Raw genomic sequence first — 12955 nt, forward strand, 5'->3', positions numbered from 1 at the left:
TTCTATTCGCTCCATTGGAACTCCCCAGTTCAAATGCTATGTATTTAGCCTATTATAGCATTTCCAATCACTTGTTGGAGTAGGAAATTGGAAAGTATTCATGGTCACACAAACATCAAGTCACCCTAGGATACAATCATCAGAACAAATATCCATTGTCTTGCTTATGCTTTTTTCACCTTGCCGCACACAAGATTGTCCGTCCTGTCTCTATACATCTCGATTTCTTTTTTTCTGTTAATAGCCTTTTTTAAGCGTTCTTTTTCTTCCTTGTCCACTAAATCTTAATCGTGTAAGTTCACTCCATCAGCCATTAAGAAACCCGTATCTTCATCTCTGTAAGTTCTCATTCTACATCTGCCCTTGCCGACTTAACTTTAACTTCTAGAATCCACTTCTCAACAGCTTCTAAGTTGTAACGCACCATGTTGTAAGAAAGCTGGACAGAAGGCAGACCTTCGTTCTTCCAACGGCATAGTGTGCGATTGCTAATGCTGAACTTCGTACATACCTCTATCGCCTTAACTAAATTTTCCACCGTTTCATTTCCCCTTTATGTGTTTGGTTTATTTCTAGCTATCTCATACTCTTTTGAAACTGCGACGGCTTATGCCGTGTTATGCCCAGATGCTATATATTAACGATTTCATTTCGATAATTCGGCACATCTTATTAGATAATTGTTTTATAAACCACAATTTATAGTATAATATTATATTTGGCGTTTTTCCTTGAAGAAATTATCAATCACAGTTTATAAATTAATTCAGAAAGGAGGTGAAGACACATGAAGACAGTAACGGAAATAGAATTAAGCCAGCTTGAACGGATGACACAAGGAGAACGATTAAAATGGATACGAGAACAGCTACAAGACATGTATAAGAAGGGGTACACCATCAACCAAGTTGCAAAGAACATCAATGACGAAGCTGAAAGCATCATTACCGCGCAGGGGCTTAGTGCTATTGAGATGGGCAAGACGAAATACCCTTCTGCCCGAACAATCAACGCATTGGCAGATTATTACCGTATTCCGAGCGAAGTCCTTTTCGATGAATATTACAAGAACAATCCGAGACCCTTCACCATTGGCGGATTCAGGGCGGCAAAACAACAAACAATCACATGCAATATCAACATATCTGCTGATGGAAGTAGTTACAGTGAAACCGTCAATCTATCGCCCCGCCAAATCGACATGCTGATTAAGCGGATTCAGTTTGAAATCTCATTATTGAAGGAAGAAAAGGAGTGAACCGCATGGCAAGGAAACCCATTTCTGAATACCCGCCGATACTGGACGTTAAAGACATTCAGTTAATGCTGGGTATCGGCAGAAGGCAAGCATACGAGTTAGTTGGTTCTGGGCAGTTCCATACTGTCCGAGTTGGAAAGAGCATTAAGATTTCCAAAGAAGTCTTTATAAACTGGCTCAATGGCAATGATGAATCAATGGCAGGATAAGTGCGGGGCTTATTTGTCCCGCTTTAAACATCAACTTTATGGAGGAAATTGCATGGCTGGAAGCCATGACGGAAAGACGCTTAATGCAGGGGCAAAGACAGCGGGCAGTATTCGGAATGTAGCAATAGACCCAGAAACAGTTGAAGCATTAAAGAAACATCGGAGAATGGTTATTAAAGAGAAGATGGCTTTAGGTTCGCAATACAAAGATATGGACTTAGTTGTTTGCACCAGCTTAGGCACACCAGTTTCCCCGTGCAATCTAAACCGAACCTATAAGCGAATTATTGAACGGTATGAACTGCCAGACATTACATTCCATGATTTACGACATACTCACGCTTCGCTAATGCTTAGGCAGAACATACATCCGAAAGTAGTTTCTGAACGGCTCGGACATTCTAAGATTCAAATTACATTGGATACCTACTCTCACTTGATGCCGAACATGCAACAAGATGCCGCCAATGAAATCGGAAACTTGCTTTTCAACTCAAACAAGAATGTACAGTAATCTCAATCGGTTATGTGACCAAAAAGGTCATGTGACCAAAACGTGACCAAATTGAAATATGGAGAGACTATGTTGACAGTATGGGTGTCTAGAAAAAGCAAAAAAGCCCTGATTTCTCAAGGCTTTCGCGTTATGACCTGTGACGGGCTCGAACCGCCGACCCCCACCCTGTCAAGATGGTGCTCTCCCAGCTGAGCTAACAGATCGTATTAGGAGGTTTATTCGATAAGGAACGATTATTAATATATCATATCGGTTCGGCCCAGTCAACACTTTATTCAAAAAAATATGGCTGCCTGCCGTGGAGGCGGCAAAAGCAGCCGTGTTCATCCAATTCAAGCCGTTAAGATTGCTCCTTCGGAATATCACATTTGTTGCGAATGAACCGAATTTGATTGTCCAGATGGTTCGCGAGCTGCTGCTGTTTATCTGACAGCGGATGCTGGCTGCGCAAGCTTTGGAGCTGAGCAATTAGTTCAGGCAAATCGTTAGAAGCGTTAGCGCAATCGTAATCGGATTCTAAATTGTGCGTCATCGACGACACTCCTTTCCAGCCGTAATGAGTAATGATGGAACCGCCATTAGTATGACTCGAGGCGTTGCCTCTATTCGTCATTCGTTGTTCTATTTCGCCCCGAAAGCGCATAAGGTGTACTAAAGATGATAGGAGGCGGATGCTTGGATGGCGGAGGAGTACGCCAAGCTTGTCGTCTGGCTGATTGGATTATTCGGCATTGTCGGTATTGTCATCGGATATGTGGCAAGATTTGTGATGAAGGACTCACTTGCATACGACGAGTCATTCGTCTGGCAGCGCAAGCTGCCGAAAGAACGCCAAGATTGAATTTTGTTATAACGGGCAACACTAACAATGTACATTCTGACACATACGTATAAGCAATGGAGGCGTTGTTAGTTGAAGCAAGGAGTGTCGGCATGGTCCGGCGCAGCCGTTGGTATCATGGCTGCGTCGCTTCTATGCGTATTGGCATATCATGCCGCGCATGAACAGGGGTGGTTCGGCCGATCGACAGCCACCTCAGTCGTACGATCGCAAGTATATGACAGCAGCGTAAGAGAGCAAGTGTATGGCGAGTGGAAAGGCGAGTCCATGAACGGCTATCAATCGCCTTCCAATCAATTGGACAAGCTGTATACACCAACTATGCAGGACGGACTTTCGTCCGAATGACAAACTAGAGGAGTGTAATATAATGCAGGACAATCGCGAAACCATTGTAGCGGTACGCAAAAATGGGGATGGTGATTTGACCGCGTTCAAAACGTCATCGGGACGTGAGCTATCCTATGAGGAAGCGTTGCAGCTCGTGCAAGCAGGTCAGATTGCAGGCGTTAACGCTTTTAAAGGTAAAGATGGTGATACCTATATTCGTGGGGATGCTGACGGTGACCCGACGAATAACTTGGATCAGCTGCCACTATTCTGATTCTATGCAGCAGAGTCATTCGTGTACTTGATATAAAGGGATCGGTTCGGCTGAAGGGGGATCTCCTTCAGTAGCCGCTGCCGATCCTTTTTCTGTCTCCAACCGGGGTTAGATCGGATATGCTGCACCTTGCTTGACGAACTTCATTCGACCTGTCCGGCCGATATAATTCGGCATCGTATCCTCATAGTGCATTAGCTTGGTTATCGCTTGGATAGATTCTGGAAGTGTTAGCAGCTCATCTAGACAAGCATGTACAGCACCAGGGGGAATCAGTTGGCAATCGTGATAAATAAGCTGAATGCCACGGTCGTTCACCAGCGAATGGATCAACGCCGGATTAAACCGCATATCCGCGCTGTAGAAAAAACGTTCGTTAATAATGAACGAATAGCTGTCCCTTCCAGCAATGTGTTCGGTTCGGATCGGCTCGACGACGAGCTTCGGTGCAATAAAAGTCGGTCTGCCAATCGGCATTAATCTGACGTCGAACAAATCGTCCAATGAATGCGGCGGCGTCTTTAAAGCCAGCTTGCTTTTCAGAATATGTTCCCATACCGGCCCATGCAGCGTCTCCGGCAAATAAAGCACTGGCTTCCGTCGATAGTTAAGCAGCATATGGGTAACAAGCTCTGGTAATCCTCCAACATGATCCTTGTGCGTGTGACTGATTAGTATGGCGTCCAGGCTGCCAAATGGGATACGGTGCTCATGCAAAGCGGCAGGACCGGTGATTCCACAGTCAACGAGCAGGCGAAAGTCATCAGAGTCGATTACCGCATTGTTGTTGAAATAGTTTTGAGCGAATGCGTTGCCGGTTCCGATCATCGTAATCGTGGCTGACATCGGTAATGCCTCGTTTCTTAGATTTTGCTTATACAATAGCACTATGGGGCTGATGGTGCAAACGGGGCTATATCGTTGCGCCGAATGCTGCGCCCAATCCTTTCGAAGCTTCGGTACGCGTCCGTCCGCATCTACATATCATGGATTAAATCAATGCTATGATTATGCGAATGAAGGTGTGGACGAATGAGCAAGGGAAAATCGAAAGCGTCGAAGAAGAAGAAAAGGACCGCCTCGGACCGTAAACAAATGTTTATGAAGCTGGTGCTATCGGACACATGTGCCGTATGCAAAACGCCTTGCGCACGCGGCATCCGTTATTGGGAACGTATGCAAGAGCCGGGTGCCCTTGGCAAGGGTGTTCCTTGTCCACTGACGAAATATTATCAATGAACATAGTTGAATAAATGTATTTTGGTGATATATGCATTTCCCGGGGAAGCGCATGTTTCTACATGATGCGGCAGTGTGTAACAGCTTGTTAAGTTATCTGTAAATGATACATCATGTGGCGCAACTTTGGACGAAATGGTGAGTATAACCTTTCATCAGAACTGCGATGGAGGGTTTACATTCATGAAAGCGAGAAAAGTAATCATTGCGCTGATTTTACTGTCGGTGTGGGGAGGGAGTATGATTTTCGCCGATTCCGCCGTACAGAAGGTTCGAGTTATCGTGAATGGCAGCGAGCTGGATGACGCTGGACTGCTGCAGGATGGCAAGACTTATTTGCCGCTTCGTCAGATTGCCGGAACTTTGCAGGCGCTCGTTACGTGGGACGAGAATGCGAAGAAGGTTACTGTATATAAACCCAATGTTCATATGTTCCTGTTCCAAGACAATGTCATATTCGGCAATGTAAATAAAGGCAACAAGTATACGTTTAAGGTGTTCGCTCAGATTGATAATTTGTTAACCGATGTAGCCGCTGTCAAGGTGACGATCTCCGATCCGTTCGGCGGGGAGAAAATTATTCAGCAGCAGAATGTGAACGTATCGAAGGATAACTTCTGGTTCCGGACAGAAGATATTAAGTACAATTTCGATTCTGCAGGCAAATATTCGGTCCGATTCTATATGAAGGCAACCGAGACCGATGAATGGCGTCAAGTTTCAGAGAAGTTAATTACAGCGCAATAACAGTCGGCTCCGTCCTCCTTATCCAATATCTGGAAGGATCGGAGCTTTTCGTTTGACCATGCACTTGGAACATGATACGATACAATGGATTACGCGCAATAGAGCGTATAAATGAGCGAAATGGGGTTAAACAATGAGCGAGCATGAGCATCAGCATGGCGACGATTGCGGTTGCGGCCACGATCATGAGCATGAAGAGCATGTATTTATTATGACGGATGAGGACGGCGTAGAGCATGAGATGGTAATGGTCTACACGTTCGAATCGCAGGACCAAGTGTATGCGGTTCTGATCGACCGCAACGATCCGGAAGCGGACGGCCTTATCTTCCGCATCGAGGAAGAGAACGAGGAAGCATTCCTGGTCGGTATTGAAGACGACGAAGAATGGGACCGCGTTACGAAGCTGTACGAAGAGATCGCAGCGCAGCAAGGCGGTAACTAAGCCTTACTGCCCGATAATGATAACCGCCTGCGGCATAATGCCGCAGGCGGTTTTTTCATAGGATGATGATTATTTGCGTGGGTTGTAATACATGATTCGACCGTTGAACAGCTGCAGCTCTGCTTTGAGACTTCGTGCAATAAACCGACTGAGCTCGTTCGCCTTGCTTTTATCTCCGTGTGTTGCTCCGTCGGGAAGAACGATCTGAATGATCGGACAGCTGTCTTCCGAGCCAGGAGCGGGTGTTGCGGTGCTTAAGGCGATGTGGCGGTAACGGGCTGCGCGGCCTCGCAAATAAAGCCAGCTTGGCTTATTCTCCGAAGGCGGCGTAACCGGTTCGATCGTGTAAGGAAAGGCGGCGTTCTCGTACTCCCAATTGAGCTGGCTTCCGGTGCGGCGAACCGCGTCCTGGTAAGCATGCAGCTTTAGCTCCAAGTCGGAAAGAGAAATCCCTTCCGGTGCGGCTGAGCTGGGCACTAGCCGAATGTAAGCGGTTTGACTCATACGGACACACCTCCTCCCTCATCATAGCATGGTGTGGGAAAAGCTGACAAACATAACTTGAGCCAATCTTTATAAAAAAAGCGGCCCATGCCGCTGCACAGTTGCGCGGCAGCATGGGCTGCTTTCGTGGTACTCTAGAAAATTGCTTCTTCTTCGACGATTACTTTGACGTACTCTATGCTGCGATCCTCCGGTCCTTTGACCGGCAGGCCGACCTCGACATGGTCGACAATGTAATCAATGTTCTGCTGCGATACAACCTCACCAGGGAGCAGAATCGGAATTCCCGGCGGATAGACGTATATAAATTCGGCAATAATCCGCCCGGCTGATTCTTTGAACGGAACAAGCTCGGTTTCTGCGTAGAACGCATCGCGTGGCGTCAATGACAGCTGAGGAATTTCCGGAATTTTAACGACTAACTCATGCACTTCTCCCTTGGCATGGAACTCATCGGACATCGTCCGAAGTGCCGTAAGCAGCTGGTCAACGGACTCACGAGTATCACCTGTCGTAATCAGGCACAAAATGTTATACATATCGCTCATCTCAACCTCAAGGTTGAACCGCTCCCGCAGCCAGTTCTCTGCTTCGTAGCCGGTAATGCCGAGATGGCGGACATGAATGGTCACTTTCGTCGGATCATAATCGTAAGTAGCTTCTCCGCCTAAGATCTCTTCACCGAAGCAGTATAGATCTTTGATTCGGTTTATCTCGGTTCTTGCATATTGAGCCAGCTCGATCGCCTGCTCCGCGAGCTCATGTCCGTTAATCGCCAGATGGCGGCGGGACGTATCCAGCGAAGAGAGCAGGATATAGGAGGTTGACGTCGTCGTCAGCATACTGATGATCGATTGAATGCGGGTCGGATTGACACGCCCGGCTCGTACGTTCAGTATCGAGCTTTGTGTCATCGAGCCGCCAAGCTTATGCATGCTCGTTGCAGCCATATCGGCGCCTGCCTGCATTGCGGACATTGGCAGCTTCTCATGGAAATGGATGAGCACGCCGTGCGCCTCGTCGACAAGCACTGGAATGTCGTAGCTGTGAGCAAGGTCGACGATTTCTTTCAGATTGGCACAGATGCCGTAGTAAGTCGGATTAATGACCAGCACTGCTTTCGCATCCGGGTGCTTCTCCAGCGCACGGCGCACCGAGCGGGTCGTTATGCCATGGTCGATGCCCAGGTTGCCGTCGCGGGCAGGTGAGATGAAGACTGGACGCGCCCCGGAGAAAATAATCGCGGCCATAACGGATTTATGTACGTTGCGCGGCACAATAATTTTCTCACCCGGTCCGCAGACAGCCATAATCATCGTAATAATGGCGGTGCTTGTACCTTGTACAGAAAAAAAGGTATAATCGGCACCGAAGGCGTCGGCTGCCAATTTTTGTGCTTGTTCGATTACGCCCGTCGGCTGATGTAAGTCGTCGAGCGGTGCGATGTTAATCAAGTCAATAGATAAAGCGTTCTCGCCGATAAATTCCCGGAACTCTGGATCGCTGCCCAGGCCCTTCTTATGTCCGGGAATGTGGAACTGCAAAGGATTATGCTCTGCATGGCGGCGAAGCGCGCTGAAGAGCGGAGTTTCGTGATGATCCATTGCTTCATCCCAGCCTTTCACTGTAGCTTCTTCTAAGTTAAACAAACAAGGTTGAGTATAGCAAAAACAGGGGGGAATGCAAGCAGCTTTTTTGGATGCTCAGCTTCCCGGTCCTCTAGTTGATGCACGGCGGAATGGAACTGGTCTGCACTATTGAAAGGAGTAAGGCATGTCAAGCATGAGTACAGCGATCGCGGGGAGAAGAGTACTGACCTCTCCCTTTGTCCTTCAATTGTTGATCATTATGTTTTTTGTCGAGTTCGTCAAAGGTGCGATGATGGTATCCATTCTTCCCGTATATATGGGCGAGGTGCTTGGGCTGTCTGCTTATGCGATCGGCTGGGCGCTTGCGCTGCAGTATATTGGTGACAATGCGTTTCGAAGTCCGCTCGGCTGGTTTATTGACCGGGCGGGATACCGGCTCGTAATGCTAGTGGGCGTCCTGCTTACGTTTGCAGCAATCGTGATCGTAGCCTACTTGGAGGCGCTGCCTTGGATCGTGTTCGCATGTGTATTGATCGGCATTGGCACGTCTCCGTTGTGGCCTTGTGTCATTACCGGTGCGACTGCCGTTGCTGGTACGGAAGCGGGAGGCACAATCATGAGCGTTGTTTATATGGCATGGCTAACAGGGGTTGGAATCGGGCCCATCGTCATCAATTTTTTTATCGTGAAGTCGTATGTACCAGCGTTCCAACTGCTGATTGTTATGATGGTCGTAGCCTCAATCGTCACCGTTTTTTTACCGGGGAGGACGAGGTCGAGAGCGTTAGAAGGACTGACGGCTCACACGGAAATGAAGCAAGAGCAACCGTTTCGTCCCTTAGGAGAACGCATTCGCAAATATTTAGACAAAGTAAGAAGCTCAATGCATGCTAGCAGGCTGCTGTATCCAGCGATGTTCCTACAAAATTTTGCGCTTGGTCTTCTTGTACCTATCTTGACGCTGTATGCGCGAACGGTACTGCAGCTTACTCCGAAGCAGTACAGCCTTTATTTGCTCGCGGGTGGAGCCGTTACCGTACTCGGTCTCATCCCGGTTGGTAAAGCGGTGGATAAGTATGGTACTTCAATATTTCTGCATGCTGGCTTTCTCGGTGCGGCCATTTCACTGCCGACGCTCGGCTACACGCGCGATTTGTTGCTTGTGCTGCCGATCGTCGCGTTGGTCGGACTTAGCTATGCATGCATTATTCCGGCATGGAACGCACTTATTGCTAAAGCGATTCCGAAGGAGGAACGTGGCGCTGTATGGGGCTTCTTTTTAACAATTGAAGGCTCCGGTATGGTGCTAGGCTCCATTCTGTCGGGTAAAATGTGGGATAGCTTCGGTCCACATTCGCCATTTCTAGTGAGTGGTTTCGTACTCGTTACACTGTTTGTTCTCCATTTGTTCATGACTAGGAAGCGGACGGTTATGGTACGATAGCGATTGGAGGGATTGTCCAAATGAAAGATAAACGTTTGCTTGTTGTCATGGCCACGCTAATGATTACATTCGTTGGCTTCGGCATCATCATTCCGGTCATGCCGGAGCTTATATTAGCTACGGATACGGAATTGGCGGAGAGGCATACCGGTTGGATGCTGGCGTTGTATTCTGCGGTGTCGTTCATTTTGTCACCACTGTGGGGGGGCTTGTCCGACCGAATCGGAAGACGGCCGGTCATACTGACGGGAATTGTCGGCTTCGCGGTCAGCTTTCTGTTGTTCGGACTTGCCGCAGGTAATCTTCCGTTAATGTACGCCTCGCGTGTATTGGGGGGCTTATTCTCGGGAGCCGTCACTTCTGTTATCGTTGCATATGTGGCCGATATTACACCGCCAGAGCAGCGGACCAAAGGGATGGGGCTGGTCGGTATGTCGATCGGTCTTGGCTTTACGATCGGTCCCGGAGTTGGCGGACTGCTTAGCAGCATTTCGCTTGAGGCACCGTTTTATACAGCTGCCTGCTTGTCCGGCTTTACGTTTCTGCTGGCGCTTGCAAAGCTGAATGAGTCGCTGCCTCAGGAGAGGCGTCGGAAGGCGGCCGATAAGCGTCCATCCCGATGGACGGCATTTACAGGACCTTTGAAATATTTATATGTGCTGGCGTACCTCGTATCGTTCTCGCTTGCAGGTATGGAGGCTACGCTGCAATTCTTCGGCATACAACGCTTTGATGTTACACCGGGACAAGTCGGCTTCATGTTCTTTGTATGTGGAATCGTAGGGGCGCTCATTCAAGGAGGCGTCGTTCGCAGACGGATTAAAAAGGGCGAGGAGCCGAAATATATTATGCTCGGCCTAATCATCTCGGCTGTTGGATTTTTCTTGCTGCTATACGCCCATTCGCTTACATGGGCCACAACGGCGTTGGCTGTATTCGGAGTCGGCAATGCGCTTATTCGTCCATGCGTTACCTCACTTATTACACAGAAGACAACGGTTGGACAAGGGGTTGCTTCGGGCTTAAGCTCATCGATGGACAGCCTTGGAAGAATTACGGGCCCGCTGCTTGGCGCCTATTTGTTCGAATTGAACCTGCAGCTGCCTTTTTTGATCGGAGGTATTTTATCATTGGCCGCGCTTCTATTATTGGCTCAATTTAGGCGGCTTGACCGCAGTTTAGCATCGGCCAGTCACACGAAGACGGCATAACAATATATGATATGTGCGTCTATTAGCCAGAATAAGAAGAAGTAATAGAATGTACGGTTATTACAAGCCGGCCCGCTATCCATTAATAGGATGACGGGCCGGTTTTTTGGTGTATGATAGATTAGGAGAACGAACAGGTGATAGAGGAGTGCTGATAGAGGAATGTCAACCACTATCGTTTGGGTAGAGGACGAGCAGGCGCTGCTTGCTGAAGGGATACATTTCTTATTAACGGAAGGGTATGAGGTGTATGGCGTCGGCAGCTGTGAGGAAGCGGTGGAGTTGATTGATCGACTAAAGCCGCAATTGCTTCTCGTCGACTGGATGCTGCCGGGAGGGTGCAGCGGGCTTGATCTGTGCAAGCGTAATGAGCGGGAGTGGCAGCTGCCTATCATTATGCTGACGGCAAAAGGCGATGAATTCGACAAGGTGCTCGCTCTGGAGCTCGGAGCGGATGATTACATGGCGAAGCCGTATAGCTTGCGTGAATTGAGTGCGCGCATTAAGGCGGTGCTTCGCCGGACGGGTCGCGGAGCTGCGGCAGCTGATGGAACCGGTGGCAAAGCTGAAGCCGCCTCTGACACGGTCATTAGCCGAGGAGCTCTGTTGATCGATTCGGATCGACATCAGGTGGAGCTGAATGGCCGCGTCATTGAGCTGACCCGGACTGAATTTATGCTGCTTTGGCAGCTGGCTAAGCATCCGGGGCGAGTCTATACACGGACGCATTTGATGGAATCAGCGCTTGGGGGCGATTACCTCGGATTTGAACGTACGATCGATTCGCACATTCGGAATTTGCGGCGGAAGCTGGAGGAAGATCCGGCGGAGCCTCAATATATCGTAACGGTATATGGAGTCGGATACAAATTCGGTGAAACGGGATAGTCGGGACGAAAAGGATGGGGCAGGATGCTGAGGACACTGAAAGGGATTAGGAATCAATGGGAGCTGCTGCTCGGCGGAGCGGCGGCGATTCTACTGCCGCTGCTTGTGCTTGCCGGATCATTCATTGCTTATTCGAATGCTTCACATGACCGTTCGGAGCGGGTCGCGTTGTTCTGGAACCAGTATGCGGCCAACTATTATAAGCTGCACAGCGGCTGGTACGGCATTACGTCACAGCTGCAAGTAGCGGCCGAAGAGTATCCCGGGCCTGAATTTTTAGCTGTCGTTATTCTGAATGCAGATGGCCATGTAGTTGCTCGTTACGGCAGCAGTTCGGCTTCTTACGATACGGTAAGAAAGCCGATTGTAGACAACGGCAGTATAATCGGCTATTCGGAAGCAATCGTTCATCACGGAACGAGGCTGCCAATCATGAGCTGGATACTTGCAGCAGCGGCAGGTGCTTGTGGGTTCGGAATATGGAAGCTGCAGCGCATCCGGCAGGAAGCTGCGCTGGATGAGCATTTCGAACGGCTGTACCACCGAATGGCTGCACTTATTCCATCGTCAGCAGTGCAGGAAGCTGGTTCAGCTGGTGATGACCATGAGAATTACAACGACATAGACGTATCATTCATAAGTAGGCTTGAGCATGTGGTTAAGCAGGTTGAAGCTCACATGGCAAGGCTTGAGACCGTTCGGCGTTCGATGGTCGCTGATTTTGCCCATGAGCTTCGTACGCCGCTTGCCGTCATACGTTCTCAACTAGAGAATACGCTTAATGCCGGCGTCCCTCTGCCGCTTGCGAAGGCGGCGGCAATGCATGACGAGACGCTGCATCTGTCCAAGCTTGTTCATGATCTCCAGGAGCTGGCTTTGGCCGAATCCGGGAAGCTTCCGCTGGAGAAGCAGTGGTTCTCGCTTCGAAAGTTAAGCGAGGCGGTAATTGAGGCTCTCCAGGTCGATTCGGAGGAGCGGGCGGTCATGGTAACGCTGCAAGCGGATAAGGATATAGTCGTCTATGCGGATTCGGCAAGAATAAGGCAGCTTATTGTCAATTTGACCGGGAACGCTATCCGGCATGCTAGAAAGCAAGTCATGGTGGATATTTCGTTGAACGCTGCTGAAGTCGTATGGTCCGTTACGGATGACGGATACGGGATTGAGGAGGAGCAGCTGCCGAACCTATTCGAGCGTTTTTATCGCGGCTCCTCGATACCGTTATCTGGCGATTCGCGCGGGCTTGGCTTAGGATTGGCTATTGCGAAGCAGTATGCAGAAGCTCATGGCGGCTCAATAGCTGTGGTCAGCCGGTGGGGAGAAGGAACCTCATTCAAAGTGCAGCTTCCGGTAATCGCCTAACTCAAATGAACGACCTATTAAATAATCTGCACAACTTTTGCATATTTGCTCCACGATAGCTGCACATTGGTCTGTTACCTTTTACATATCGATAAAC

Annotated in this window: 18 protein-coding genes and 1 tRNA gene; 13 read left to right on the forward strand and 6 right to left on the reverse strand. The window is 48.9% G+C overall.

Going from position 1 to position 12955, the window contains the following annotated elements:
- Positions 1 to 346 precede the first annotated feature (346 nt).
- On the reverse strand, positions 347 to 538 hold the full coding sequence (locus tag PXY01_RS05425) for a helix-turn-helix transcriptional regulator (RefSeq protein ID WP_127568105.1): 192 nt from the start codon (positions 536 to 538) through the stop codon (positions 347 to 349).
- Positions 539 to 787: 249 nt separating this feature from the next.
- Here PXY01_RS05425 and PXY01_RS05430 point away from each other — a divergent pair, with 249 nt between their 5' ends.
- From PXY01_RS05430 to PXY01_RS05440, 3 genes are read left to right on the forward strand one after another with little or no spacing between them, the layout of a single operon-like run.
- On the forward strand, positions 788 to 1258 hold the full coding sequence (locus PXY01_RS05430) for a helix-turn-helix domain-containing protein (RefSeq protein WP_127568107.1): 471 nt from the start codon (positions 788 to 790) through the stop codon (positions 1256 to 1258).
- Positions 1259 to 1263: 5 nt separating this feature from the next.
- Complete coding sequence (locus PXY01_RS05435) at positions 1264 to 1467, forward strand: helix-turn-helix domain-containing protein (RefSeq protein WP_127568789.1); 204 nt, start codon at positions 1264 to 1266, stop codon at positions 1465 to 1467.
- A gap of 52 nt (positions 1468 to 1519) precedes the next feature.
- Entirely contained in the window at positions 1520 to 1981 is a 462-nt protein-coding gene (locus PXY01_RS05440; protein ID WP_246027811.1) for a site-specific integrase, read from the forward strand.
- A 133-nt stretch (positions 1982 to 2114) separates the two neighbouring features.
- Here PXY01_RS05440 and PXY01_RS05445 read toward each other — a convergent pair.
- Together PXY01_RS05445 and PXY01_RS05450 are read right to left on the reverse strand one after the other, a co-directional pair.
- Positions 2115 to 2187: transfer RNA gene (locus PXY01_RS05445), tRNA-Val, on the reverse strand.
- Between the two features lie 137 nt (positions 2188 to 2324).
- On the reverse strand, positions 2325 to 2516 hold the full coding sequence (locus PXY01_RS05450; RefSeq protein ID WP_127568111.1) for a DUF2524 domain-containing protein: 192 nt from the start codon (positions 2514 to 2516) through the stop codon (positions 2325 to 2327).
- 147 nt (positions 2517 to 2663) lie between these two features.
- On the opposite strand from PXY01_RS05450, the gene PXY01_RS22275 reads away from it, so the two are divergent.
- The 3 genes from PXY01_RS22275 to PXY01_RS05460 all read left to right on the forward strand — a co-directional run bounded on the left by PXY01_RS22275 (position 2664) and on the right by PXY01_RS05460 (position 3429).
- Positions 2664 to 2825: a hypothetical protein gene (locus PXY01_RS22275; RefSeq protein WP_164744313.1), complete on the forward strand. Its 162-nt coding sequence runs from the start codon at positions 2664 to 2666 to the stop codon at positions 2823 to 2825.
- 72 nt (positions 2826 to 2897) lie between these two features.
- A complete protein-coding gene (locus PXY01_RS05455) occupies positions 2898 to 3173 on the forward strand; it encodes a hypothetical protein (protein ID WP_127568113.1) in 276 nt (91 codons plus the stop codon).
- A gap of 22 nt (positions 3174 to 3195) precedes the next feature.
- The gene (locus PXY01_RS05460; RefSeq protein ID WP_127568115.1) at positions 3196 to 3429 is read left to right on the forward strand and encodes a DUF3892 domain-containing protein; all 234 of its coding nucleotides are present in this window, start codon (positions 3196 to 3198) and stop codon (positions 3427 to 3429) included.
- Positions 3430 to 3537: 108 nt separating this feature from the next.
- Here the strand turns inward: PXY01_RS05460 and PXY01_RS05465 are convergent, their stop codons facing one another.
- On the reverse strand, positions 3538 to 4275 hold the full coding sequence (locus tag PXY01_RS05465; RefSeq protein ID WP_127568117.1) for an MBL fold metallo-hydrolase: 738 nt from the start codon (positions 4273 to 4275) through the stop codon (positions 3538 to 3540).
- Positions 4276 to 4461: 186 nt separating this feature from the next.
- Here PXY01_RS05465 and PXY01_RS05470 point away from each other — a divergent pair, with 186 nt between their 5' ends.
- The 3 genes from PXY01_RS05470 (at position 4462) to PXY01_RS05480 (ending at position 5860) form a co-directional block, all read left to right on the forward strand.
- A complete protein-coding gene (locus PXY01_RS05470) occupies positions 4462 to 4668 on the forward strand; it encodes a hypothetical protein (RefSeq protein ID WP_127568119.1) in 207 nt (68 codons plus the stop codon).
- Between the two features lie 183 nt (positions 4669 to 4851).
- Positions 4852 to 5415, forward strand: a complete 564-nt coding sequence (locus tag PXY01_RS05475) for a stalk domain-containing protein (protein ID WP_127568121.1) — start codon at positions 4852 to 4854, stop codon at positions 5413 to 5415.
- A 133-nt stretch (positions 5416 to 5548) separates the two neighbouring features.
- Complete coding sequence (locus PXY01_RS05480; protein WP_127568123.1) at positions 5549 to 5860, forward strand: DUF1292 domain-containing protein; 312 nt, start codon at positions 5549 to 5551, stop codon at positions 5858 to 5860.
- A gap of 69 nt (positions 5861 to 5929) precedes the next feature.
- Here the strand turns inward: PXY01_RS05480 and PXY01_RS05485 are convergent, their stop codons facing one another.
- Both PXY01_RS05485 and PXY01_RS05490 read right to left on the reverse strand, forming a co-directional pair.
- A complete protein-coding gene (locus tag PXY01_RS05485) occupies positions 5930 to 6364 on the reverse strand; it encodes a DUF1885 family protein (RefSeq protein ID WP_127568125.1) in 435 nt (144 codons plus the stop codon).
- Positions 6365 to 6498: 134 nt separating this feature from the next.
- A complete protein-coding gene (locus PXY01_RS05490; protein ID WP_127568791.1) occupies positions 6499 to 7968 on the reverse strand; it encodes an aminotransferase class I/II-fold pyridoxal phosphate-dependent enzyme in 1470 nt (489 codons plus the stop codon).
- 169 nt (positions 7969 to 8137) lie between these two features.
- Between PXY01_RS05490 and PXY01_RS05495 the strand changes: the two genes are divergently transcribed.
- The 4 genes from PXY01_RS05495 (at position 8138) to PXY01_RS05510 (ending at position 12858) form a co-directional block, all read left to right on the forward strand.
- On the forward strand, positions 8138 to 9397 hold the full coding sequence (locus PXY01_RS05495) for an MFS transporter (RefSeq protein ID WP_246027812.1): 1260 nt from the start codon (positions 8138 to 8140) through the stop codon (positions 9395 to 9397).
- Positions 9398 to 9417: 20 nt separating this feature from the next.
- On the forward strand, positions 9418 to 10608 hold the full coding sequence (locus PXY01_RS05500; protein WP_127568127.1) for an MFS transporter: 1191 nt from the start codon (positions 9418 to 9420) through the stop codon (positions 10606 to 10608).
- A 162-nt stretch (positions 10609 to 10770) separates the two neighbouring features.
- Positions 10771 to 11496, forward strand: a complete 726-nt coding sequence (locus PXY01_RS05505; RefSeq protein WP_127568129.1) for a winged helix-turn-helix domain-containing protein — start codon at positions 10771 to 10773, stop codon at positions 11494 to 11496.
- A 24-nt stretch (positions 11497 to 11520) separates the two neighbouring features.
- On the forward strand, positions 11521 to 12858 hold the full coding sequence (locus PXY01_RS05510; RefSeq protein ID WP_127568131.1) for a sensor histidine kinase: 1338 nt from the start codon (positions 11521 to 11523) through the stop codon (positions 12856 to 12858).
- The last annotated feature ends 97 nt before the right edge of the window (positions 12859 to 12955 follow it).

The organism is Paenibacillus xylaniclasticus (assembly GCF_004001065.1).
Classification (GTDB): domain Bacteria; phylum Bacillota; class Bacilli; order Paenibacillales; family Paenibacillaceae; genus Paenibacillus_T; species Paenibacillus_T xylaniclasticus.